At 45.0% G+C, this 25604-nt stretch carries 23 protein-coding genes; 4 read left to right on the plus strand and 19 right to left on the minus strand.

Going from position 1 to position 25604, the window contains the following annotated elements; genetic code table 11:
* Positions 1–42 precede the first annotated feature (42 nt).
* The 13 genes from ftsA to mraZ form a co-directional block, all read right to left on the minus strand.
* A complete protein-coding gene (gene ftsA, locus NXR94_RS05270; RefSeq protein ID WP_258103538.1) occupies positions 43–1338 on the minus strand; it encodes a cell division protein FtsA in 1296 nt (431 codons plus the stop codon).
* A gap of 91 nt (positions 1339–1429) precedes the next feature.
* Positions 1430–2185 (minus strand): cell division protein FtsQ/DivIB, encoded by a 756-nt coding sequence (locus tag NXR94_RS05275; RefSeq protein ID WP_258103539.1) that lies wholly within the window; start codon positions 2183–2185, stop codon positions 1430–1432.
* On the minus strand, positions 2182–3558 hold the full coding sequence (gene murC, locus NXR94_RS05280) for a UDP-N-acetylmuramate--L-alanine ligase (protein WP_258103540.1): 1377 nt from the start codon (positions 3556–3558) through the stop codon (positions 2182–2184). Before murC ends, NXR94_RS05275 begins: the two co-directional genes overlap by 4 nt.
* The gene (gene murG, locus NXR94_RS05285) at positions 3559–4665 is read right to left on the minus strand and encodes an undecaprenyldiphospho-muramoylpentapeptide beta-N-acetylglucosaminyltransferase (RefSeq protein ID WP_258103541.1); all 1107 of its coding nucleotides are present in this window, start codon (positions 4663–4665) and stop codon (positions 3559–3561) included.
* Positions 4666–5832, minus strand: a complete 1167-nt coding sequence (locus tag NXR94_RS05290) for an FtsW/RodA/SpoVE family cell cycle protein (protein ID WP_258103542.1) — start codon at positions 5830–5832, stop codon at positions 4666–4668.
* Positions 5829–7208 (minus strand): UDP-N-acetylmuramoyl-L-alanine--D-glutamate ligase, encoded by a 1380-nt coding sequence (gene murD / locus NXR94_RS05295; protein ID WP_258103543.1) that lies wholly within the window; start codon positions 7206–7208, stop codon positions 5829–5831. The genes NXR94_RS05290 and murD overlap by 4 nt, the downstream gene beginning before the upstream one ends.
* Positions 7209–7211: 3 nt before the next feature.
* Positions 7212–7592 carry a hypothetical protein gene (locus tag NXR94_RS05300; protein WP_258103544.1) on the minus strand — a complete coding sequence of 127 codons (381 nt, stop codon included), beginning with the start codon at positions 7590–7592 and terminating at the stop codon, positions 7212–7214.
* A 7-nt stretch (positions 7593–7599) separates the two neighbouring features.
* Positions 7600–8778, minus strand: coding sequence for a phospho-N-acetylmuramoyl-pentapeptide-transferase (gene mraY / locus NXR94_RS05305; RefSeq protein ID WP_258103545.1), 1179 nt, complete (start codon positions 8776–8778; stop codon positions 7600–7602).
* 60 nt (positions 8779–8838) lie between these two features.
* Positions 8839–10290: a UDP-N-acetylmuramoyl-L-alanyl-D-glutamate--2,6-diaminopimelate ligase gene (locus NXR94_RS05310; RefSeq protein WP_258103546.1), complete on the minus strand. Its 1452-nt coding sequence runs from the start codon at positions 10288–10290 to the stop codon at positions 8839–8841.
* A complete protein-coding gene (locus NXR94_RS05315; RefSeq protein ID WP_258103547.1) occupies positions 10290–12389 on the minus strand; it encodes a penicillin-binding protein in 2100 nt (699 codons plus the stop codon). Before NXR94_RS05315 ends, NXR94_RS05310 begins: the two co-directional genes overlap by 1 nt.
* Positions 12386–12754, minus strand: a complete 369-nt coding sequence (locus NXR94_RS05320) for an FtsL-like putative cell division protein (RefSeq protein WP_258103548.1) — start codon at positions 12752–12754, stop codon at positions 12386–12388. Before NXR94_RS05320 ends, NXR94_RS05315 begins: the two co-directional genes overlap by 4 nt.
* A 102-nt stretch (positions 12755–12856) precedes the next feature.
* Entirely contained in the window at positions 12857–13774 is a 918-nt protein-coding gene (rsmH, locus tag NXR94_RS05325; protein WP_258103549.1) for a 16S rRNA (cytosine(1402)-N(4))-methyltransferase RsmH, read from the minus strand.
* Complete coding sequence (gene mraZ / locus NXR94_RS05330; protein ID WP_258103550.1) at positions 13775–14218, minus strand: division/cell wall cluster transcriptional repressor MraZ; 444 nt, start codon at positions 14216–14218, stop codon at positions 13775–13777. It abuts the gene before it with no gap.
* Positions 14219–15277: 1059 nt separating this feature from the next.
* Between mraZ and NXR94_RS05335 the strand changes: the two genes are divergently transcribed.
* On the plus strand, positions 15278–16801 hold the full coding sequence (locus NXR94_RS05335; RefSeq protein WP_258103551.1) for a transglycosylase SLT domain-containing protein: 1524 nt from the start codon (positions 15278–15280) through the stop codon (positions 16799–16801).
* Here the strand turns inward: NXR94_RS05335 and NXR94_RS05340 are convergent.
* Positions 16798–17685 carry a dienelactone hydrolase family protein gene (locus NXR94_RS05340; RefSeq protein ID WP_258103979.1) on the minus strand — a complete coding sequence of 296 codons (888 nt, stop codon included), beginning with the start codon at positions 17683–17685 and terminating at the stop codon, positions 16798–16800. The genes NXR94_RS05335 and NXR94_RS05340 overlap by 4 nt on opposite strands.
* Before the next feature lie 154 nt (positions 17686–17839).
* Here NXR94_RS05340 and NXR94_RS05345 point away from each other — a divergent pair, with 154 nt between their 5' ends.
* The gene (locus NXR94_RS05345) at positions 17840–18289 is read left to right on the plus strand and encodes a hypothetical protein (RefSeq protein WP_258103552.1); all 450 of its coding nucleotides are present in this window, start codon (positions 17840–17842) and stop codon (positions 18287–18289) included.
* A 25-nt stretch (positions 18290–18314) separates the two neighbouring features.
* Positions 18315–18833, plus strand: a complete 519-nt coding sequence (locus tag NXR94_RS05350) for an O-acetyl-ADP-ribose deacetylase (protein ID WP_258103553.1) — start codon at positions 18315–18317, stop codon at positions 18831–18833.
* Positions 18834–18870: 37 nt separating this feature from the next.
* Here NXR94_RS05350 and NXR94_RS05355 read toward each other — a convergent pair whose 3' ends face one another.
* Entirely contained in the window at positions 18871–20358 is a 1488-nt protein-coding gene (locus tag NXR94_RS05355; RefSeq protein ID WP_258103554.1) for a MopE-related protein, read from the minus strand.
* Between the two features lie 4 nt (positions 20359–20362).
* Entirely contained in the window at positions 20363–20842 is a 480-nt protein-coding gene (locus NXR94_RS05360) for a T9SS type A sorting domain-containing protein (RefSeq protein WP_258103555.1), read from the minus strand.
* Between the two features lie 252 nt (positions 20843–21094).
* Between NXR94_RS05360 and NXR94_RS05365 the strand changes: the two genes are divergently transcribed.
* Positions 21095–21985: a hypothetical protein gene (locus NXR94_RS05365; RefSeq protein ID WP_258103556.1), complete on the plus strand. Its 891-nt coding sequence runs from the start codon at positions 21095–21097 to the stop codon at positions 21983–21985.
* A gap of 201 nt (positions 21986–22186) precedes the next feature.
* Here NXR94_RS05365 and NXR94_RS05370 read toward each other — a convergent pair whose 3' ends face one another.
* From NXR94_RS05370 to NXR94_RS05380, 3 genes are all read right to left on the minus strand, one after another.
* Positions 22187–22741, minus strand: coding sequence for a transposase (locus NXR94_RS05370; protein ID WP_258103557.1), 555 nt, complete (start codon positions 22739–22741; stop codon positions 22187–22189).
* 176 nt (positions 22742–22917) lie between these two features.
* Positions 22918–23700: a tail fiber protein gene (locus NXR94_RS05375; protein WP_258103558.1), complete on the minus strand. Its 783-nt coding sequence runs from the start codon at positions 23698–23700 to the stop codon at positions 22918–22920.
* Positions 23701–23728: 28 nt separating this feature from the next.
* Positions 23729–25594: a PQQ-like beta-propeller repeat protein gene (locus tag NXR94_RS05380; protein WP_258103559.1), complete on the minus strand. Its 1866-nt coding sequence runs from the start codon at positions 25592–25594 to the stop codon at positions 23729–23731.
* Positions 25595–25604: the final 10 nt, after the last annotated feature.

A 25604-nucleotide genomic window follows, 5' to 3' on the forward strand; every position in this document is an offset into this window, starting at 1 on the left:
GCCTTTTTAGTTTTAATCTTTTAATTCTCTAGTACGCTCTCATTAATAGTCGTCTTTATCATCCAGATCATCAATCAACAGATCTTTGGTCTTGTCTATGATGCTCTGGAAAAACTTGGTCCCTTTTTTATGTTTTACTTTCAAATTTCCTTTCCCCATTTTCTCCTTGTAGCTGTCCTCGCGAATATCAATAGCACGGAAGCCGGAAAGCACCAGACCAACAGTAGTGGCATACATTGGGCTTTTCACTGACTCCACCTTGCTCTTACCAAGGTGCTCGTTAGGATAACCGACGCGAGTATCGAGTCCGGTCATATATTCGAACAACTGCTGCAAGTTAGTGAGCTGTGACCCACCTCCTGTTACCACAATACCGGCAGCCAGCTTTTTGTTAAATCCTGACGTGATGATCTCCGTATGGACCATCTCAATGATCTCTTCCATTCTGGCTTCAATCACGTGAGCCAGGTTCTTTAGAGAAATCTCTTTTGGCGGTCTGTTTCTCAATCCAGGGATCGAAACGATCTCATTAGGGCTTGCCTCCTCGGCTATGGCTCTACCAAATTTGGTTTTGAGCAATTCGGCTTGATGCTCCATTACCATGCAACCCTGCTTGATATCCGAAGTGATGATATTTCCCCCGAATGGGATTACCGCCGTATGGCGAATGATGTTGTCATAGAAGATCGCAATATCCGTGGTACCACCACCGATATCTACCAGACACACACCCGCTTCCTTTTCCTCATCGCTAAGAACAGAAAGACTGGATGCCAATGGCTCAAGAATCAGGTTCTCAATCTCAAGACCTGCTCTTCGAACGCATTTGTTGATGTTATTGATCGCGTTGGTTTGGGCAGTGATGATATGGAAATCCGCTTCCAGCTTCACACCTGACATCCCTACAGGATCCTTGATACCATCCTCGTAATCCACGATATAATCCTGTGGCATTACATGAATGATTTCGCTACCCGGTGGGATCACAATACGGTACATATCGCTCGTGAGTCGGTTGATGTCCTCTACGGTGATCTCATCATCCGTGTCACGGGTGATGGAGCCATGGTGGACTGCACTTTTAATGTGCTGACCCGCGATACCAACATTTACCACATTGATATCAATGCCAGACTGGTCGCTAGCTTCTTTGATAGCTTTTTCAATGGCTACTACCGTCTTATCAATATTGGTGACAATGCCGCGAATCACTCCGTCGGATACTGCCTTACCCATACCCAAGACTTCCAGCTTGCCAAACTCGTTTTTCCTACCAACGATCGCACAGATCTTGGTGGTGCCGATATCGAGTCCTACGATGATTTTGTCGTCTTCCATATTCCTATTTGTTTAGATCACAGCTCTTATCAATAGAATTTCTGCCTGTCACCGCGATTGCGGGCTATTGATGTAGGGCTATGGTTTTTCTTTAATTACATACTATTTGGTCTTTGAACTTGAGGTTGACGCTACTGTAAGTATTCCAACCCTTGTTCGGTAAAATCTCCTTATAAAAAAGCTTAAGCTTTCTGAACTTCTTCTCGTAATTATCCGGCATTCCAAAAGCAATCTCCTGTTTGGTCACCTGCGGAAGCATTACGATCTCACCATCCTTCTCAATCACCAGTTCAGCGATCTGAGCATTCCAAAATTTATCTCTCTGAATAAAGGTCAATAGCTCCAGCAAATCCTCTCCATATGGAGTTTCTGTTATGTTTTCTTCCCAGTCTAATGTCCTTTCCAGCTCAATGATCGGCACACGAGCCGTTTGTCTGGCAGTTACAGGAAGCAGATATCCTTCTTCATCGATATACCTTCCCGATCCTTCAAAGCCAAGTATCCTCCCAATCGGTTTGGCCTGCTCCACTTTCACCATCAGGTTGCCTTTGATGTCTTTATACACATCGGCATTTTTAACGAATGGGTGTGATTCAATCCTGAGCTCCAGCTGCTTCAAATCCAGCCTCCCAATAGTGCTACCCAACACATAATCTGAATCCTGTGCATTCATCATACTGAGTATCTCTGCTTTATCAGTGAAATAGTTTCCGTCCTTCGACTCGATCTCCACCAGCACTTCGCTGATCTTGCGTACCGATCGTTTTACACTGGAAAAACCTATCATCACCAACACCAAACCTGCAGTAATCGAATAGATCAATATGTATTTCAATCCCTTTTTCAACTTGCTGCTTCTTTAAAGTGATTTCCAATGACCGGCACCAACTGATCTATGTCCCCGGCACCAATCGTAACCAAAACATCCAGATTGGTATTACTCAATTCCTCTATTATGTCTTCTTTGGCGACCAGCTTTCGGTCACCGGTATACATCTGATCCAGGATCATTTGCGACGTGACGCCAGGAACAGGCTGCTCTCTGGCCGGATAGATATCCAACATGAAAACCTGATCCGCCTGGTCCAGGCTTTCCGCAAAGCCCTGATAAAAATCCTGTGTACGACTATACAAATGAGGCTGGAAAATCGCAGTGATCTTCTTCATTGGATACATGCTCTTCACAGATCTCAGGAAGGCTTTGATCTCAGTCGGATGATGTGCATAATCATCGATATAAATCAGGTTATCCTGTCTCAAGATGTACTCAAATCTTCTCTTTACACCTTTGTATGATGCAATGGCGTCCTTAATCGTTTCTGAAGGCACTCCCAACTCAATTGCTGCCGTGATCGCCGCTACTGCGTTTTCAACATTATGGAATCCCGGTACATAAAGCGACAGATCCTTTATGGTGCGCTTACCGTGATAGTTAAAATAGAACACCCCACTGATTCCCCTCAACGCCTTGGCCTGATAGTCTCCCTGATCGATACCATAGGTGTAGTAAAGATTTTCGAGATACATGTTCACCTTCTCAGCTGCCTTGTAATGGATGAGGGTGTGACCCTCCTCCGGAACGAGCTGTAGAAACTTACCGAAAGCCTCTTTCATTTGTTCCTCATCTCCGTAGATATCCAGGTGATCAGGATCGACAGAGGTGACAATCGCGTGATTTGGCGACAATCGGTGAAACGAACGATCAAATTCATCTGCCTCAACAACGACTGGTGCATCTTTTTCACCAATAATCAGGTTAGAATTATAATTGGTCATGATACCTCCAATGAAAGCACTACAACCTTTTTCCGAATGTTTGAGGATATGCGCCACCATGGAAGAGGTGGTTGTCTTTCCATGCGTACCTCCTACCGCCACGCAGTAATGATCTTTCGAAATCAATCCCAATACCTCCGAACGCTTCAGCACATTGAATTTCTTCTTCTGGAAGAACTTCAATTCTTCATGAGATGACGGTATGGCCGGAGTATAGACAATCAGCACATTGTCCTTGTCCCTGTATTCCGCAGGAACGTCTTTAAGCTTATCCTCATAATGGACCCAAATCCCCTCTTGCTCCAGCTCTGAAGTCAATGGCGTTTTGACACGATCGTATCCCCCGACGCTTTTGCCTCGCTGCTTGAACCAACGGGCAATAGCGCTCATTCCGATCCCTCCGATCCCTACGAAATAGACACTATCGAATTTTTCTAACTCCATTTAGGCAATCATTTTGATTACTTCGTTCGCTATATCTTTTGACGCATCTACCCGCGCCATTTTTTTAATATTTGTGCTGAGTTGTTCCCTTCTCGCCTCATCCTTTAAAAGCGCATAAACTTCCTTCATCAGCTTACTCACCACTTCTTTATCCTTTACCATCACTGCTGCATCACGCTCTATTAAGGCTTTTGCATTGATCGTCTGATGATCTTCGGCTACATTCGGAGATGGCACTAAAACACTTGGTTTCCCGGTCAGCATCAACTCTGCGATGGACAAGGCTCCCGCCCTGGAAATCACCACATCAGCCACGGCATAAGCATAATTCATTTCCTGCAGAAAATCGAACATGCGAATGTTTTCAGCTTCCTCTCCAACACGTTCCAACATTTCATCATAATAGAATCCTCCGGTTTGCCAGATCACCTGGAAATCAGATTTTTCCAACGCTTCATAATTCGCCACCAGGCATTCGTTCAGGGTACGAGCTCCAAGGCTTCCGCCCACAATCAGGATCGTTTTCTTATCCTTTGAGAAGTTGAAGAAGTCATAAGCATCATTTAACTCCTCTTCATCCAACAGGATGGTTTTCCTTACCGGATTTCCGGTCACCACGAGTTTCTCTTTCGGGAAGTATTTCTCCATCCCTCCATGAGCCACACAAATCTTATCCACCTTTTTGGCTAGTAACTTATTAGTCAGACCGGCATATGAATTTTGCTCCTGAATGAGCGTTGGTATTTTCTTCTTAGTTGCAGCATAAAGCAATGGTCCACTGGCATAGCCACCTACCCCGATCACCGCATCCGGCTTGAAGCTTCGGATGAGTCCAAATGACTTCATCACGCTGGAAATGACTTTGAAAGGAAACATCAGGTTCTGAACCGTCAACTTTCTCTGAAGTCCACTGATCCAAAGGCCAACAATCTCGAAACCCGCATCAGGCACCTTCTTCATTTCCATTTTGCCTTTCGCTCCTACAAACAGGATTTCCACATTAGGCAAAAGCTCTTTTAGCGACTGCGCAATAGACACGGCCGGATAGATGTGCCCTCCGGTACCTCCACCACTGATCATTATCCTGTATGTCTTTTGCTCACTCATTTATGCTGCTTCTCTCATATTGTTTTTATACCCATTAGAAATTGGTGATCCGAGATCATCAATTTCTCCACGACTCACACTCAAAATGATACCAATAGCCAGACCGGTAAACAATTGTGAGGTACCCCCCATACTGATCAGGGGAAGTGGAAGCCCTGTAATTGGCCCAAGCCCAACTGCTACTCCCATGTTCACCATTGCCTGCATGACCAACGCAAAGGCCAATCCTGCCGAGAGCAGTCCTCCATAAGCCCTGTCACTTTCCGCTGCCGCTTTCATTCCCCGGTACAACAACCCGAGGTAAAGCATTAGCACGAAGAGCCCACCAATCATCCCATACTCTTCCAGGATTATCGCAAACACAAAATCCGAATATGGGTGTGGTAGATAATTTCTTTGATCACTTTGGCCTGGTCCTTTACCAGTCAAACCTCCTGTGGCTATAGCTATATAGGCCTGCTTAGCCTGGAAAGGTATTTCATCATCATTAAAAAATGATTCTACACGACTAATCGCAGTTCCTGCTCGCTGTCCCAGTGTGAGCGCCGCTCCCCCGGATACAATACCGATGAATGTCAACATAACCAGGAACTTCACTGGTACCCGGCCGATGAACAACATCAGCATGCAGGTGGCAAATAACAACACGGCTGTCGAGATGTTAGTCATCGCGATGAGACCACATATCAAGCCCACCCAAAGCAACATTGGGATGATTGCCTGTTGAAAATCATCAATGCTTTTTTGCTTTTTGGAAAGCATAGCAGCCAATGTCACCAACAAAGCCAGCTTAGCTAAATCGGAAGGCTGAAAGGCCTGATTGATGATCGGGATGGTAATCCATCTTGATGCCTCATTAATGTTGGTTCCAAACTTCCAGGTAATCAACAATAGCGGAACAGATATATAAAGTGCCAATCTCGACAGTTTGGCATAATACCTATAGTCCACCTTGTGAGCAATCCACATGGCAAACAAGCTCAAGAATACCAGCCCTGAGTGCTTAATAAGGTAATACTCCGTGTCACCACCCATGTGTCTGTATGCCAAACTTCCGGTAGCACTATAGACAACCAGGATACTCAACATCGAAAGCAGGAGCACGATGAACCAGATCACCGGATCACCTTTCAAATTTCTATATGCCCAATCTTTGATCACGTTCATACCTGCATTGTTTTAGATTGAGAAAAAGATTTTACTGCCGCTTTGAACTGATCTCCACGATCCTCATAGTTCTTAAAAAGGTCGAAGCTGGCACAAGCAGGAGACAGCAACACCACGTCACCCTTGGAAGCAAACTGATGGGCCGCCATAACGGCAGCTTCAGCGGATTGCACTTCCACAATATCTTTTAGTACCCCACTGAAAGCATTTATGAGAGGTGCATTATCCACCCCCATGCAAACAAGTGCTTTGACTTTCGTTGTTACCAGATCCAATAATGGTTCATAGTCATTACCTTTATCTGTCCCACCGGCAATCCACACGATATCTTCATTAATCCCTTCCAAAGCATAGAAGACCGAGTCTACATTGGTTGCCTTTGAATCGTTGATGTATTTCACCCCTCCTATTTTTCCGGCCAACTCCAATCGGTGTGGAGCATTTACGAAGGACTTCAATCCCTTCAATACAGCATTGATTGTTACGCCCATGGTCAATGCACTAAGCACCGCGCACATGGCGTTGATCATATTATGCTTTCCGATAAGTGAAACTTCAGATACAGGAATCTTATGTTTTACACCTTCCTTCTTGAATTTATAGTCAAAAATCAGGTGGTCGTTGTCAACGAAGGCCTGCCACTTCGGTCCTTTGGTAGTTGATACCGCAAACAATGACGCATCGATATTTCGCTTGGCGATTTCTTTGGTCACCGGAACACTATCCGCACAGTAAACAAAGCATTCGTCCTGAGTGAGATTTTCTACGATCCTGAACTTGGACGCTACATATGCTTGAAAATCATTGTTATAACGATCCAGATGATCCGGCGTAATGTTCAACAAGACGGCCACATCCGGCTTGAATTGAACAATACCATCCAGCTGGAAGCTGCTTACTTCGACTACATAGTAATCATATCCCCCTTCAGCTACCAGTTTGGCCAAACTAACGCCCACATTACCTCCTAGCGCCACTTTCAATCCCGCAGTTTTGAGCAAATGATAAGTCAGCAGCGTAGTCGTGGTTTTTCCATTCGTACCCGTTATGGCGATCACCCTGGCATCAGACTCAATATGTCGGAAGGCAAACTCTATCTCCGAAATGACCGGAATATTATTATTCGAGATCTCCACCACGAATGGCACCGTATCAGGAATTCCAGGACTTTTCACCACCAAGTCAGCAGATAATATGCGTTCACGGTCATGTCCGCCTTCCTCAAAGGCAATACCCTCCTGCTCCAGTATCACCTTGCGCTCCGCGCTGATTATACCGGCATCAGAAAGAAACACCTCCATACCGAGCTTTTTACCCAGAATGGCTGCCCCGATTCCGCTTTCGCCTGCTCCCAATATGGCTACTGCCTTACTCATTTATCAGTCAGCTTCAAATTCATTTGTTTTGATCCTTCTTTCAATCAACTGATCACAGCAGATGGAATAGATGGACATAAGATCATAGCCTCTCTTCAAAAAGCTATTGATATATTCTACATTCTTTGCCCTGCTCGCTTCGTCCAGTTTATCCAGCATAAAAAGGATCTCGTCCATTTCTTCCTCAATACGATCCAGTGCGCCATAAAAGCTCCTCTCCCCTGAAGCCGCAATCAGCTTCTGCAACAAGACATCGATTTTTTTGGCCCCACGAATCAACATGGACGCATATTCAAGCATGTTGCCACCCGGCAGCAATTCTGCCAGTTTTGCTGCTTCTCTCTGAAATTTTTCGTTGCGTTGATAGAGTTGATCCAGGGTCATAATTTCTTCATCTAAGTTTTAATGTTGCTAATGTGGCGATAGCTAGTAAAATACCTGTCGTCCAAAAACGCGTGACGATTTTGGCCTCATGGTATCCCTTCTTTTGATAATGGTGATGTAGCGGCGACATCAAAAAGATGCGTTTGCCCTCACCATATTTCTTCTTCGTGTACTTGAAATAGGAAACCTGCATGATCACACTCAGATTTTCCATCAGGAAGATCCCACACAAAACAGGAATCAATAGCTCCTTGCGGATCACCAATGCCAACACTGCGATGATACCGCCTATCGAGAGACTTCCTGTATCTCCCATAAAGACCTGCGCCGGGAAGGAATTATACCACAAAAAGCCAATGCATGCTCCCACAAATGCTGTACTGAAGATCACCAGTTCACCGGCATTCGGGATAAAGGCAATATTCAGATAATCAGCGAAAATGGCGTTACCACTCAGATACGCTAAAATCGCCAACGTAAGACCTATGATAGCCGAAGAACCCGCAGCCAGCCCATCTATTCCGTCAGTAATATTGGCCCCGTTGCTTACTGCAGTGATAATGAAGATCACAATCAATACATATAGCAACCATGTATAGTCTTCCAAAAAATAAGGAAGCAACCAGTCATACCGAAAATCATTGTTTTTAATAAATGGAAGCGTGGTAATAATAGATCCCGCATCTTCAAAACCTGACGAAGGCAATGAAGGAATGATCACATCGGGGTGCATCACCATGACCAATCCAACCAATAGACCGATCGCCACCTGCCCAACAATCTTGAATTTTCCGCTAAGGCCTTCTTTATTTTTCTTTTTAACCTTTAAATAGTCATCGATAAAACCGATCAACCCCATCCACATTGCCGTTGTCAATAGCAATTGCACGTAAACATTGGTGAGGTTTGCGAAAAGCAAAGTCGGAATCACAATGGCTGCAATGATAATGATACCTCCCATCGTTGGGGTTCCCTGCTTCTCCATCTGACCTTCGAGACCCAAATCTCTGATAGACTCTCCTACCTGAAACCTTCTCAGCATATCAATCAGCCTTCTACCGAATACAATAGTGATCAGCAGCGAAATGATCGTCGTCATTCCGGCTCTGAAGGAGATGTATTGAAACACTCCGGCGCCTGCCAGGTCATATTGTGCATCCAGATATTGAAAGAGGTGATAGAGCATTTTTATTGGTTTTTGGCCGTTGGCAATTAACCATTGGCTTCAGCTTTTATTTTTATTACTTCAGTTCAACATTTCATTTAGTACTTCCTTGTCATCGAAGTGATGTCTCACTCCTTTGATCTCCTGGTAGGTCTCATGGCCTTTGCCCGCTACCAGTATGATGTCATCGGCGCCGGCCATATTGCAAGCCGTCCGGATCGCTTCTTTTCTATCCTGTATGACCATCGTCTTCTTCTGGTCCACCTTTGGGATACCCGCCATCATGTCATTCAGTATGTCCGACGGATCCTCATCCCTGGGATTGTCGGAAGTCAAAATCACTTTATTGCTAAAACCTGCTGCGATTTTCGCCATCTGCGGTCGTTTAGTCTTATCCCGGTTACCACCACAGCCCACTACCGTTATTAATGTCTCCTGGCGAGTTCGCAGTTTGTCAATCGTCTTCAACACATTCTCCAGCGCATCCGGTGTATGGGCATAATCGACAATAGCCAGAATGCCATTAGGGTTAGGCACCAATTCAAAGCGCCCTCTGGCTCCGGCCAGCTGCGACATCGCTGTCAATACTTCTTCTTTGGGTTCTTCCAGTGACACAGCCACTGCATACACAGCCAGCAGGTTGTAAGCATTGAAATCCCCGATCAGTCTGAACCACGCATTGAATCCGTTGAGGTCCAGTTCCAAGCCTTGGATCGTATTATGGATGATCCTGGCTTTATAATCCGCCATGGACTTGATGGAGTAAGTCTCCACATGTGCCTTGGTGTTTTGCACCATTACACGTCCACGTTTGTCGTCCACGTTCACAATGGCGAAAGACTCACTTCCCAGACCATCGAACAGCTTCTTTTTCGCCTTGATATATTCATCGAAGGTTTCGTGATAATCCAGATGATCATGGGTGATATTGGTGAATACCGCGCCATTGAAATGGAGACCGGTCACACGCTCCTGAACCAGGGCGTGTGAGCTGACTTCCATAAAACAGTGTGTACAGCCCTCAGCGACCATCTCCGCCATGAGCGAATTGATCTGTATGCTGTCAGGTGTTGTGAAGGATGCCGGTAGGACCCTATTATTTATTTTATTTTCAACAGTACTCAACAACCCGACCTTATATCCAAGGCTGACAAATAGCTGGTGAAGCAGGGTAACCGTAGTCGTTTTACCGTTGGTTCCGGTGATCCCTACCAGTTTCAATTTTTTTGATGGCTTTTCGTAGAAATTGGCAGCAGCTATTCCCATAGCTGCTGCGCTATTCTCCACCTGTATATATGCTAGCTTATCATCCAGGCTGGCTGGTAGTGTTTCACACACGATGACAGTAGCACCATTCTCTATGGCTTTTGGAATAAATGTGTGCCCATCAGATGACAGTCCCTTGATCGCAAAGAACATCGACCCCTTTTCCACTTTGCGCGAATCAAAGGTCAGGCTGCTTACTTCAATCTCACGATCGCCGTGAACCTCCAGCAATGAAACACCATATAATATGTCTTTCATCAGTTTCATCAGCTCAGTTCCAGTTTGATGGTGGCACCATTTGAAAATCTCACTCCAGGAAGTATGGACTGCTTATCCACACGTCCTCTACCCGAGATGTACACTTTGAGTCCTGCGTTTTCCAGAACATAAAGCGCATCACGTAGGGTCATCCCACGTACATCCGGCACCAGACCGGTAGCGGGGTCATTTCCTTTCCAGTAAACCGCATGATTGATCACATCCGTCTTCACCCACACATCCTGATCATCTGTATGATTGGAAATACCCAGCTCATTACTGATCATCTGCAGCTCATCTCTTTTTCCTGCACGAATCACAGGAAACACTCCTGCAAATTGTAGGTGCTGATCAGGCAACTCCTGATGCATTTCAATTTCTAAGGCATAAATTTTATCCGCGATCTCTTTGAAAACCGGCGCCGACACATCGCTACCATATATGTGATAGCCTTTCGGCTCATCGATCACAACGATGCAGCTGTATCTTGGATCTTCAGCAGGGAAATACCCTGCGAAAGAAGTGTAGTAACGATTCGTATAACGTCCGTTTTTGACCTTCTTGGCCGTCCCCGTTTTACCCGCAATTTTGTATCGGTCGTCTTTAATGTTGACCGCTGTACCTCTTTCAACCACACCTTCCAACATGATCTTCAGCTTGTCCAAAGTCTCGTCCGAGCATATCTTCTTGTTCAGCACTTTGGCTTTGTAAGTCTCCATTTTTCGATGATCCTTGAGCACAGACTTCACAATGATCGGCTGGATCATTTTGCCCTCATTGGCGATGGCATTGTACAATGTCAAGGTCTGCAATGGCGTCATTTTCAACTCATAGCCGTGAGAGATCCATGGCAAGCTGATCCCACTCCAGGTCGAATCTTCCGGGTCTTTAATGTAAGGCACTCCCTCACCTACCAGCTGAAAACTAAGAGGTTTGTCAATTCCCATCTGTTTCAGATAATCGGTGAACTTGCTCGGATTAGAGCCGAAATGTTCTGTTACCAGCTTCGCTACCCCGATGTTTGACGACTTTTCAAATACCTCCTGCACGGTCAGCACTCCATAGCCTCCCGGCTTGTGGTCTTTCATGGTTTCGGTAAAAAACTGCATGGTGCCATCACCTGTATCGACCGTGTCTGTGAGCTTGATTTTGGTATCCTCCATCAATGCCATCATGCTCGCCAGCTTGAAAGTTGATCCCGGCTCTCTGGCCCCCTGGCTACCCACAGCATAGTTGTATCGCTCATAGTATTGTCCCAGACTGTTTCGGCTCAGATTCGAAATGGCTTTGATCTCACCGGTTTTCACTTCCATCAAAATCGCCACACCATAGTCCGCCTGATGCCTTTCCAGATGCTTCAACAAGGCTGTTTCAGTCACATCCTGAAGGTTGACATTGATGGTAGTCTGCACATCGTAACCATTCACCGGTTGAATTTCAGTGCCATCAAAAACTGGCTTCCAGCCTCCTCCGGCCATTTTTTGGTACAAAGCCTCCCCATCTCTTCCGGCTAGCTGTCGGTTGAAGCTGTACTCCAAACCCACTGTCCCACGGTGGTCTCCATCCGTAGAGCCGATTGTACGATAGCCTAAATGCGAAAAAGGTCGAAACCTTTTTTCCACCTTTTCAAATATTACCCCGCCTGTCAATCTTCCGGTTCGGAAAATCGGCCACTGTTCCATCAGCTTCTTTTCCTGGTAATCAATTTCTTTTCTGTTGAGGATGAGGTATCGCCGCTTGCCTTTCCTGGCCTGAACGATCCTGGTCTTGTAACTGCTCGCGGTATGGTCTCCGTAAAATTCCGAAAGCAGGTAACTGAGTGAGTCAACCTGACCGTAGAAGAGTTCGTCACTGGCAATCAACGGGTCAAAGGCGACCTGGTAGAATGGCAGCGAGGTGGCCAGTAGACTTCCATCATCGGCATAGATGTTTCCTCGTGTCGCACTAACCTTCATCACCTGAAGCCCCAGCGACTCGGCTATTTCCTTCCACTTGGATCCTTCGGCATACTGGACGGTGAAAATGCGAAAAAGTATTCCCGCAGAAAACAAGAATACCAATAGAAAAGCAACACGCACACGGATCAATATGGACTTCTTGATGCTCATTCCTCGCGGTGAATCACTTTATAGGGTGGAACATCACTTTCTAGTAATCCTAAAGAGGCTGCTTGCTTCGCAACCTCGGACTGCTTACTTGAAAACTTGTAAGCGGCTTTTAATGTCGTATAGTCTGCTCTGAGGTCCGCAACCTGGGTCTCGAGCTGACTGATATTTCTGATCTTCTTCTCGGCATAATGACGGTTGCCGATATAAATGATACAAAGCGTGGAGATAAAAAAGATCTGAGGCAAAAAACGCACGTGGATGACCTGAGCCACGGAGCTATCCATACTCAACATCCTATCTACCCACGAGAAGAATCCCTCCTTGTGCTGTGTGGATGACGGTATTTTATAAGTATTGGTTGCCATTTTTTTATTTGCTTTTAGCTGTTGGCCATTGGCGTCAGCCTTTAGCCCTTTGCTGTTGGCTTCCGGCCGCTAGCGACTTGCTTTTATTTAATTAACTATCTATTAAATCTTTACTGCCACTCTCAGCTTTGCACTGCGTGCTCTGCTGTTCGCATCTATTTCATCCTGTGCTGGTGTAATCGGCTTTTTATTCAGGGGCTTGAAAGGTCTGATCTCATGTCCGAAAAAGTCCTTTTCCATGATCCCCTTGAAATTGCCTGTGTTCATGAAGTTTTTCACCGGACGATCTTCCAGCGAATGGTAACTCATGATCACCAGCCTGCCTCCCGGCTTTAGCACCTCTGCAGTTTGCTCCAGAAATTCCTTCAGTGCACCCATCTCGTCATTTACTTCGATCCTGATAGCCTGAAAGAGCTGTGCCAGGTACTTCATTTCCTTTCCTCTAGGCGCTACTTTCAGCGCGATATCCTTGAGCTGCTGAATTCTTGTGAATGGTTGGTGGCGGGATTTGATGATCCCCGATGCCAGGGTTCTGGCGTTTTTGATTTCCCCGTAGGCACTCAAAATATGAATGAGATCAGACTCATCGTATTCATTGAGTATGTTTGCTGCCGTAACGGAGGAGCTCCTGTCCATGCGCATGTCCAAATCCCCGTCGAAACGGGTAGAAAATCCGCGTGAGCCCTCATCTAACTGATGGGAAGAAACACCCAGGTCTGCAAGAATACCATCTACCTGCCCTGCTTTATGAAAGCGCAGGTATTTGCTGATATACCTAAAATTGGATTCAATAAATGTGAAAGAACGTGACTGCCCTACCGCTTCTTTAAGCGATTGAGCGTTGGCCTTTGCATCATCATCCTGATCAAAAGCAAACAGATGTCCCGAATCCAGGTTTTTTAGTATTTCTCGCGAGTGGCCGCCTCCTCCAAATGTGACATCTACATAGCTGCCGTCCGGCCTGATGTCCAGCCCCTCGAGGCACTCTTTCAACATCACCGGTACATGATACTCACTCATCTACTCGTCCAAATACTTCTGAGCCAGATCGGAATATTCCATTGGATCCTCTAACTGGTATTCATTAAATACCTCTGGATTCCACATTTCAATGTAGTTGCCCATACCCACCAATAATGCTTCTTTGTCTAGTTTGGCGTGAGCGAGCATGGCCTTAGGTAGCAATATTCTCCCCGCATTATCTAACTCCACCTGGGCTATGCCCCTGAAAAAGGTTCGTTTTAGTTTTCTCTGCTCGGCGTTGAACTCACTGAGCGCAGCTATCCTGGCATGTATCTTTTTGTATTCTAACATTGGATACAGGATCAGGTTAGGCTCGAATCCTCGTCGGATTACGAGCTCGTGAGTGGAGACCTCTGGCAGATTGGCTTTGATCTTTGCAGGCAAAACCAACCTGCCTTTGGTATCCAACTTACACTCATACTCGCTTGTAAAAAAAGCCATCTGAGCTTTGAAAAATATAAACCACCATAGCAAATATAGGGAATGAGATGACATTTACAACCACAATCCCCCACTTTCACCCACTTTTCTATAAAATTATTTATCCACACCAGAAAACGGCTTTTTTGAGGCTTTTTGCTGGAAAAAATCGATAAGTCACTGGCCTGCAACGCCTAAAATCGAGGTGATTCAACGAATAATTGTAAAAAATTAGGGTTTTTAGGGTTTTGGTGGGGAGATGTGGGGGAATTAGGAAAAACTGAAGGTGGAGTGGGAGAAAATGGAGCAAACGGATGTGGGCGCTATTCCCTGCTATCGTCTTTACTCCTCGCCCCGGGCGATACCGACCCGATGCTGCGGGGTATCGCCTCTATCAGGAGCGCGGGAGGCTGCTTTTCAACTCTAGCGAGCCTCAGACTTGTTGGTGAACAACACCAACAAGGGCGGAGTGACAGAGAATTTTGTCAGGTGGAAAGACTCGACTAGACCTTCCTCCTCTTGAGACATGCTCGGAGAGCATCTTTGATCTTTGACATCTAAGAGGACACAAGCGGACGCTTGCGCCAGTTGGGGGACTGTCAGGAGCGCGAGGGTACCGCGGCAATTCTGTGATTGTGCCAGAGAAGTTCATCAGGTCGAAAGACCTGACCAGAGAGCTAATTACATGCTCGTGTCTGGAGACACTTGTTTTCATTTATTCATTGAAGTCTTACCTTCGGAAGACTTCAAAGAACCTTGTACATAATTCTTTAAAGACATGCTCGGAGAGCATCTTTGATCCTTATAGAAGAATGCTATAACCGTGACTGGGTCCAAGCCTGTTGATGAATAAGACCAACAAGGGCCGATATAAGCTCGTTAGTGAACAACGTCGACTATGGCCGATTTGACCTGAACCAGATTGAAAAAAGGTCCGAGTTGCAAACTCGAACCAGCGATATAAAACACAAACCAAGGGTACGGAAAACATCAATCTGAACAACTATCCGTATTTTCTTGTTAGATTAACGCTACAACCAACAAGACTTATTAGATAATTTAAACCGATAAGCCGCTTATATGACCTATCGAACAATACTCAAACCTTTATTTCTTGTACTCATTTTTAGTTTGTTAGTCCTGAGCTGTCACAAGCCATCATCAGATGGAGATGCCAAGGCTGAAGCTTCACAAGCAGGCGACGAAGAAATTCTTGACTTCAAACAACTGATCAAAAAATCCAAAAAGTTCGTCGCTGACCTGGATGAAGTCATGAGGCGGGATACCTTAAAGGCTATTACTACCTACTCTTCTACCAGTTATTTTCTCTACCGCGGGCAGCCGATGGGCTATGAATATGAGCTTACCAGAAAACTCGCAGATCACCTGGGAGTAGAGCTGGAAATGATCATTGCCAAGGACATCAACGATATCTTCAAGATGCTTATTGAAGGGGAAGGTGACATTATCACCTATAATCTTACGGTAACAAACAACAGAAGACAATATGTAGACTTCACGCTTCCGCTCAATTTTACCCACCAGGTATTGGTGCAAAAGAAGCCGGACAACTGGCGAGATATGAAGATCCATGAAATTGAAAATGAACTCGTCCGGAATCCCCTTCAAATGATTGACTTGCCGATCTATGTAAGAAAAAACTCTTCCTATACCGAAAGACTGCTCAACCTCCAGGATGAACTTGGTGGTAAAATTGACATCAATTATGTGGATGGGGACCTTTCAACGGATGAGATTATCAAAAAGGTTAGTCGTGGTGAGATCCCATACACCATTGCCGACTTTAATATTGCCAATATCAATGCTGCCTATTATCAAAACATTGACATCAAAACCCCTGTGGGCATCATGCAGCAGCTGGCCTGGTCCGTTCGAAAAACCTCCCCCGACCTAAAGAAAAAAGTGAATGACTGGCTCGAGGTCCAAAGAAAGGAAACAGATTTTTATGTGATCTATAACAAATACTTCAAGAACAGAAGGGCCTTTACTACAAGGGTGAAAAGTGATTTGTACTCCAAAGAGGGTAGCCGCATTTCTGAGTATGACGAATTGATCAAAGACGCTGCAAAGTCCATTAACTGGGATTGGAGATTCCTGGCCTCATTGATATACCAGGAATCCGGTTTTGAGCCATCGGAAGAATCCTGGGTAGGTGCCGAGGGCCTCATGCAAATCATGCCTGAAACTGCAAAAGGTTATGGGTTCGTCAATATCAAGGATCCCAAAACTAACCTCAAAGCAGGGATAGCTCACCTGACTTACCTGGACACCTACTGGAAAGAACATATCCCTGATTCTCTGGAACGTGTAAAGTTTATCCTCGCTTCTTACAATGCCGGACAAAATCATGTGCAGGATGCCAGAAGATTGGCAGAAAAAATGGGATACAACAGCCAAATATGGTTTGATAACGTGGATAAATGCTTGTTACTGAAAAGCCAAAAGGAATACTTCAACGACGAGGTAGTTCAATACGGATATTGTCGTGGAGAAGAACCTGTGAGCTATGTCAAAGAGATTATGGACCGATTCCGATACTACGTGGAGTTTATTCCTGACACAAAAGATGCTGTGACATCCTAAGCCAATTTCTCCTTAAAAAATGCTATTGTCCGGTTCCACGCGAGTTGAGCTGCCTGCTTGTCGTACCTCGGAGTGCTGTCATTGTGAAATCCATGATTCACGCCCGGATAGATATACGCTTTGTACTCCTTACTATTCTCCTTCAAGGCACTCTCGTAATCCGGCCAGCCAGCATTCACCCGTTGATCTAACTCAGCATAATGAAGAAGTAACGAAGCATTGATATCAGGCACCAAATCCAATGAAGGCTGACCACCATAAAAAGGCACAGAGGCTTTCAACTCAGGCACCCTTACTGCCATCATATTGCTAATCCATCCTCCAAAACAAAAGCCTACCACACCTACCTTACCATTGCATTCTGCATGTGACTTCAGGTACTCAAATGCTGCGATGAAGTCTTCAAGCATTTCTGTCCGATCTCTTTGGCGCTGCAAACTTCGGCCGTCGTCGTCATTACCCGGATATCCTCCCAATGGTGTCAGGGCATCAGGAGACACAGTAATGAACCCCTCCAGTGACGCCCTCCTGCCTACATCTGCGATATGTGGATTGAGCCCCCTATTTTCATGAACCACCACAATCCCTGGCAGCTTTCCCTGACTCTTTGACGGGCGAGACAATTGCGCCTTGATAGCACCTCCGCCTTTGGGAGCGTTGTAGGTCATGAACTCGGTCTTTAGTCTTGGGTCATTCTCCGCCACCTGAACATTATCCTGATAATTCGGCATAATGAAGCTCATCAGTGAACTTAGTGTGAGACCACCAACGGCATAAGCCGATAGCTTTTCCATAAACTCTCTTCGCTCCATGCGGTTGTGGGCATAGTCATCGTATAGATCAAATACTTCTTGCTGGAGGTCTTCTTTTCGTAGCTCTTTCATCATTGGGGTATTGAAGTGATTCCTGAAGTTCGAAAAAGATTCTAAAGAAAACCTGAATTCACATTGATTTTTAGGACCGAGATCACCAACTCCGTATCTCCCACCGTTTCTTCATTTTTTGTAAATTGAATGGTCAACAACTAACACCCCACCCATGAAAGGTTTTCGATTCAAAGCCCTTATCCTCACAACCATTTTTGTAAGTGTTGCAGATGGCGTGGCTGACCTCATCTTATATTACCTGAGTGGAGGTCACAAAGCACAAAATGTTTTTAAGTTCATTGCTAGTGGTATTTTCGGGTTTAAAGCCTTTGCAGGAGGGTCTGATATTGTGATTTTCGGTATCCTGTTCCACTTCCTGATCGCTTTCCTTTGGGTCTCGTTTTTCTTTGTTGTTTATCCCCTTTTTAAGATTAAAGGGAATACAATTTTTGTTGGAACGATATACGGGATCATTATTTGGTTGGTTATGAGCTTTGTTGTGATTCCAATAAGCAATGCTCCTTCCCCTCCGAATGATGACGTGTTCCAAATCATCATAAGCGTTCTGGTCATTGTCCTTACAGGGGGTATCCCTATTGCCTGGGCGCATAACAGTAATTGAGGGGTTTCCTCAAAACACTTTGAAAATGAAGGCAAAAGAGAAAATCAACATTATTGAAGGAGACATCACCACTTTAGATGTTGATGCCATTGTCAATGCCGCCAATCAGTCGCTCATGGGTGGTGGCGGTGTAGATGGTGCGATTCATCGTGCAGCAGGTCCTGAACTTAACGAAGCCTGCCAGCCACTGGGAGGTTGTGATACCGGAGATGCCAAGATCACTCCCGGCTTTAAATTAAAGGCCCAATATGTCATCCATACCGTCGGACCGGTTTGGTATGGTGGCCACCGAAATGAAGAAGCCCTTCTGGCTTCAGCTTACAGAAGGTCACTGGAAGTGGCCGCAGAAAATCAGCTTCGAACCATCGCTTTTCCGTCGATCAGTACCGGTGCCTACCGTTTCCCTTTTGATCGGGCTTGTCAAATAGCTTTGCAAACCATCAGCGACTTCCTGAATAAGCAAGACTCTATAGAAAAGGTGTACCTGGTCATGTTTGGAGAACGTGACCGAATTGGGATGGAGCGGGTTTTTGAAGGATTTTAAAATGACTCAGGAATATCTGACCTAAGTGACATACCTGTCAGGAACAAAATCCGTTGGAGCACGACGTACCTGGTGGGCAGGTCTGAAAGCAGCTTCCACAATGATTTGAGTTTGAGGTAAGATTCACTTCACAACCATTATCCGGGTTATTATCACAATTTGCATAACCCGGACTGCAGCTTAAAGTACAATTACCCTCCTCACATTGGGTAGTGGCGTTGTTAGCTGATGCACAGGCTGTTATATCAACATCGACCTGCTGGTCACAATCATTATCCAACCCATCGCATATTTCCTCTGCTCCCGGATGAACCGTACTTTCGGAATCATCACAATCAGAATTATCAGCAACATAATCAATGGGCTGTACGCATGAATTTGTGGCATTATCCGGATCACCATAACCATCGCTATCAAAATCTGCATAGTAAATGTTAGACGGATTAATGTCGGGATTAGAGTCATTACAATCCGTATTATCCGCTACATAATCCTGGGGCTGCAGACATTGCGTGGTCGATACTCCAGGATAGCCATATCCATCACCATCTGAATCCAAATACCATACTGTTGTTGGAGTGATCTCACTATTGGCATCATCACAGTCCGCATCATTTAATACATAATCCGCCGGTTGCTCACACTGAGTGACAAAGTTGTCCGGGTCCCCATAACCATCAGCATCAAGATCAGCATACCAGTTCGTATTTTCATTTAGTTCAGGGTCCGTATCATTACAGTCATCAGGACTAGTAGAATACCCCGGTGGACTAACCGGGCTATAAACCAACACGGTACCATTACCAGAGCCATCGCCATCCAGATCCTGATAGTAAAAAATAAATTCAGCAGAAACAAACCCGGTTCCATCATAGCGTACAATATCTCCTGCGGAAAGGTTATCTGTATTGATTAGGCCACTCAAACTCAAACGAATCGAGAAAGCAGTATCTTCTAAAGCCTTAATAGTCGCCATGGTATCCAGGTTTTGATCTCCGGTATTCACCCCGGTCAAATTCTTTAGGTTGGTCAGGTCTTCCGAGGTAATCGCACTGGACACTGATCCCACATAAACGGGGTCACTTTCGATTATTTCACCCGACAGGTTTGCGGCCGTTTTCGCAAAAAGGGCATAAGGCACACTCAATATTTGGGAGACTCCAGTTATCGTGTAGTTTGATCCACCCTCAAGATCTGTTTCTGTTTTAACAAAATACGTGTTCACCCCCCACTCAATGGACTCAAATAATCCGCTTACTACTGTCCCGGCACCTATTTCAATACTTAGCAAGCCATTCTGATTGGTAGTGGCATTGTGAGTCTCTACATACACGGCCGATCCATCTACAGAACCTTGTAGTACACTGACCCGCATCTCAACAAATTTATTCATGACCAACTCACCATTTGAGTCTCGTAAAACTGCCTGATAGCTAATCTTCTCAGGAGCCTGTGCTATTACAGGAGCGATTTCACTCAGTGATAAAGCAATGAGCATAGGGAGAAAGTACTTTAAGCAGCTCATGGTCTTAATGTTTTATGATTTTATAAATTCTTTGATCCAATTCAAGTCCATTGAGGACCAAATAATAAGTTGATGGGGCCAAGTGCTCCATTTCAATGAGAATTTCATTGCCCTGAATTATCTCTTTGGCGACCTCCTTGCCCTTCGGGTCATAAAGTACAAAAGACGGATTGTCACCAGATATACCATCAAGATTTAATACCACCTTCTCGGATGTGGGATTGGGATACGGCACAATCTTTAATACTTCTAATGAATTGTTATTGAGTGCCTTTATTTCAATGGTTTCAGACGGGTGCAGTATGCCTTCAACCAGTATGCCTGTCTCAGTTGTTAAGGTGGCATAAAAAAGCTGACCGATGGAGTAGCTAATGGTTCCGCTGGCACTCGTAATATCTCCCCCGGAGGCAGTAATGGCCGATTGCGAATAAGCTGTGCTGACACCTATAAGAAGGAAAACGAATATTTTGAGTAAAGCCCTCATAATTGAAAATATGAAAATCCAGGGACTTTGTCAATACATGATTTACACGGTTCAGATGGAAACACCTGACAACTTTAAAATAGTTTGAAATTTAAGAGGATGGCCAGGTTAATTGAGATGGAAAACCCTGACAACCAGAGCGATGAATTTAGAAAGGGCTCTTTGCTAAGATTCAATAAAAAGCAAAAGATTGTGAGTAATGTTTTAATAACGAATCGAACATTTATATTCGCACAAAAAACCATAAAAATAATGCTAAAAAATCTCACATTAATCTTATTACTATCTTTTCCAATTGTTCTATTTGCGCAAGATGATTCATACGATTACGACTATGATGATGACGCAGAAGACAAAACTGAAACAAACAATTTTTTGCCTCAGGAAGGAGATTGGGGGCTTTCAATTTCTGCTCAAGAGCCCCTTCTTTTGGTAGGAAACCTTTTCTCAGCAACTAATACCCACTCGGCTTTATGGCAATTTCCTTCTTCACCGGTGTTCGTAGTTAGAGGGAAATTGTTCACAGCCTCTGATTTTGCTTTTCGAGCAGGGGCACAACTGTTCTTTTCGTCAAATACAGCTTACTCATCTGTAGCTGATGATGATCCTGCAGCCACTGCGGATGACTACCTGGATGACGAACAAAAAATCATGAGTACAGGTGTAACGCTATTATTTGGTATTGAAAAGCGTAAGGGTAACAACAGAGTTCAGGGCTTTTACGGTGCTGATGTATTCGTAGGCTATGGCTATGGCTCTAAATACACTTATAACTATGCCAATGACATGACTACCGCGAATCAAACACCTAGTTCTACTGGCTGGTTCAACCCAGTTGCTGGTAATCCAACACCGGTAAATGCTTACAGAATTCTTGAGGCCAAAACTCAAAACAGCTATTCTGCAGGTGTACAAGGTTTCATTGGAGTGGAAGTGTTCTTATTTCCAAAAGTTTCACTTGGAGGTAACTTCACCTGGGGAATCAGATATGATGGAAATACCGCTACCAGCGGTACCTGGGAAGAATGGGACGCAACAGCTAACGCAGTTGAGGAAACAACCATCGAAACTAAAAACGGAAGTAGTATTACTGCCGGTATTGATAACGCTGGAGGAGACGTTAGCCTGAATTTCTATTTCTAAGCACCTTCTTAAATAACCAGCCCTCCAAATCTGTTGGGGTAGGATTATCATAAAACCTGTGGAGAACGCTTCACAGGTTTTTTTATTGCTACCAGACCGAAAGCCTTCTCACTTAAGCAGGTGCTTCGCTCTTTTAAGTGTTCCGTGAAACGGGTCACTTAAAAGTAGCTAATGATATTAAGTGTCTCCGACACGATCTCCTTACTCGATCAAAACTATCTCAAGTAGTCCCTGATATCCACAATAATCCCTCGCAATCGAATATCTATAATGTTCCGCTTCGTCCACCAAACCGGCTTTTACCGGATTCTGGTGTAGATAATCTAACTTTTGCTCCATAAAATCATTGGAAAAAAGTAACTCCGCACGGTTGTCCTGTTTCCAAAACTGATGGTTTTTGTTATTCCTGTTTCGCTCTCCAGCCGATTTAAAAATCCATAGCATCCAATTTTTCCTGCTCTCCAGAGAATTTGATCGAATTTCATTTAAAATCTGTGAGGAAGTGATTTTTTTGAAATCACGCACAATATCTGATAAGGTGTTCCTGGTATTTTCCTCCCGGGAAATGATCAAATGCAAGTGATTGGACATGATCACCCATGCAGTCACAATAAGACCTTTTTCCCTTTGACAAAATCTAAGACTATCCAATATAATGTTCACATAATCTTGTCTAGAGAATATATCTACCCATTCCACCACAGTAAAAGTTAGAAAATACAATCCATCTGGGTCATCGAACTTGTAGGCCGACATGTCGATATTTTTTTATTCATACACTTTTAAATGCCGTGTCTGGAGACACTCGTATTCATTGTTAAGTTTTAAGTGTAGCTACGCAAACACTTAAAACAACCTAGTGTCAGACGGATATAGTCGGGTGGAAACACCCGACTATACCTCCTAAGTGTTTCCACCTGAACTCTGCACCTCTATAGCTTGATGATATAAGCCAGCACATAGTACGGAGGACGATTTTCATGAGCCTGACTCCCACCTGTATTCCCCATAGCATGGGTATGGGTATCACTATTTACCGTTATTTGGTGACCGTGAGTGCCGCCACTGGGTATTGTTGGAGTAGTCGACCCTTCGTAACCATTGGTGGCATTACCTCCACCAGCCCGTTCTCGATAGAAGACCTTTGGGGGCACTCCATCACTCCAATTAATCGTGTGACTGTGTGCTCCATCAGAACCACTGGTCGATGCGGTATGTGAATGAGTATCACTGCCAATAGAATGATTATGACCTGGCATTTCGCTTGCGGTAAGCTTATGAGCCTTCTCTCCCCCAGTTTTCCCGGTTGAGTTATAATCGCTATCTCCTGAATGATAACCAACGACAAATCGCCCTCTCAAATCCGGGCCATTCGTTCCGTCACACAATGCCCAGCCATTAGGGGGAGTGGTGCCTGACCACATCACAATTGTTCCTGCGGGAGGCCCTACCGTCATCCACTGGCTACCATCAAAGACAAACAAGGCACTCTGATCGGTATCATAGACCAACAACCCATCCGAGCTGGTGTTGATCGCGACTCTTTCTGCTGAGGCCATCCTCGGGATCAATACCCCTTTGTTAGATGACTCCACCTCAAATATGGCATCTTCATTCACAGAGGTCGTACCTACCCCCACACCGTCATTACTTTGGGCAATAGCCACCTCTAATAGTACTAGTTGTATCAACCAAAAAGCTATGCTGCTCTTCATACTTCTTTATTTAATCTGAATTGTAAAATCACTGCATGCTATACGCAGACACACTTTGCTCTCCTGACTTGAAATAGAGCTTATGATCTTCTCTATCTAACACATATTGTGGCTTTCTATCGTCTGTACGCAGGAATGCTACTTCATCACCATTCTTCAGATCGACTTTAGCCAAACCGATTTGTTTCTCCTTCTCACATAGGATCAACTTGTAATCTGGAGACTCCAGGTTGGCTACAAAACGCTTTTGTGCGGTCATTGACAATTCATCGCTGATGTCTGCCCCAAGGGTAAACATGTCCATATACAGCGAACCTTTATCCTTGTAGCTATTCTTGCCTGTCATAGCACCGGCCATGGAATAGGCCAATCCTTCACTGCCTACTGTCATAGCCGCGGTAGTGGTCAACGCCAGGCTAGCCGCAGACAGAAGTAACTGCTTTCCTACAGCTTGGCCAGGGGCTTTGTAGGATACATGATATTTCTTCTCACCTTTTTCGCCAATGAGTAAGGCCTGCTGTGGAGAGGTGATCAGGTAGCCTTCCTCCACCCTTTCGAAAGTGCCGAATCGCTCCTCACCCAACTCAGCATCAGCAGCCAGCAGCTCCCATTTTGATTCCTGTGGTAACACGCGAATAAGCTGGCCGTTCAGTAACAAAACTGGTCTGCCGGCGGCATCATTCACCATAGCCACCGGTGCTCCTCCGGTAGACAGGTAATTACTGCCGGACCATACAGTTTTACCATTCTCGATATTGATAATATTCGCACCATGTGGTGAGACGAAGAGGACTCCTCCGGCCACTTTCTCGAAATAGAGTAATCCTGTGTTTGTATAGGCTGGTTTCTTCCATAGCTTTTTTCCTTCATGATCCAGGTAATACATCAAAATTCGGCCTTCGGTTACATGGGATTCAACCGCATAAAGGATTCCCGATTCATCAACGATAGCGTTATGCAATAGCCCTCCTCCAACGTATTTTGGCTCTTTTTTCCATTTCTTTCGACCGGTGTTATAGTCTATAAAGTTGATGCTAAAGGTGTGGATGAGCATGAAGTCCTGCTCTCCCTGAGCTATTCCGCCGTATTTGGACTTGTATTCGTGAGACCAGCTTTCAGTACCCGTCTCAATCGCGTAGGCATTCATCAGGAACTTTCCGGTGTTGCCCTGGGTGGTCACCACGGGACCGGTATCATCATTGTTTCGAATGAAAGCGTTGCTCGATGATCCGCTCACAGCTATGAGAGCTTCCTGATCCGGAGACAGAAAAATATCACAATAGGGCTTTTTGGATTCCTTTTCCCACAGGCTTTCTCCTGATTCGCCATCGATTACCAGAAGCTGCTTTCCGAACGGATAGATAATTTTACTCCCTTCCGTAATGAGTGGGTCCGGCTGCAAAGCTCCTTTTCTCCCTCCGGTAAATGCGCGCTCCCATCGTTTATCACCTGATTTCACATCATAGAGGGCTAGCCCCTCTCCTTCTTCCTTTTTAAAACGGATCAACAGCCCACCGATGGAAGGGAGTATTTCGGTATCCTTGATTTTCTCGTAGCCCTGGGCCTGGCTGTCAAACAACAGCACTCCCGAAAGGCCATTAAGGATTTGTAGTGAGGGGCCATTTTCCAATAACACGATGGGTGTCCCCGCGATAACCCGGTATCCCTGCTGATCTACGTCTTTCAACGCTTCCTGCTTCCACAACGCCCCTCCGTTCTGTGGATCCAAACCAAAAAGCCCCTTCTCGGTGGCGGCGATGATTACACCCCAGTCATTTACTTCCAGCCAGCTGATATTGGCGCCAAGGGATGTCTCCCACTCGGGATTCAGGTTTTGGGCGGTTGTGGATAATATGGTAATACTAAATAGTAACGCGAAATAGATTTTTCTCATTTTTCTGGTT

Source organism: Marinoscillum sp. MHG1-6 (assembly GCF_024714475.1).
Lineage (GTDB): Bacteria > Bacteroidota > Bacteroidia > Cytophagales > Cyclobacteriaceae > JAMZMI01.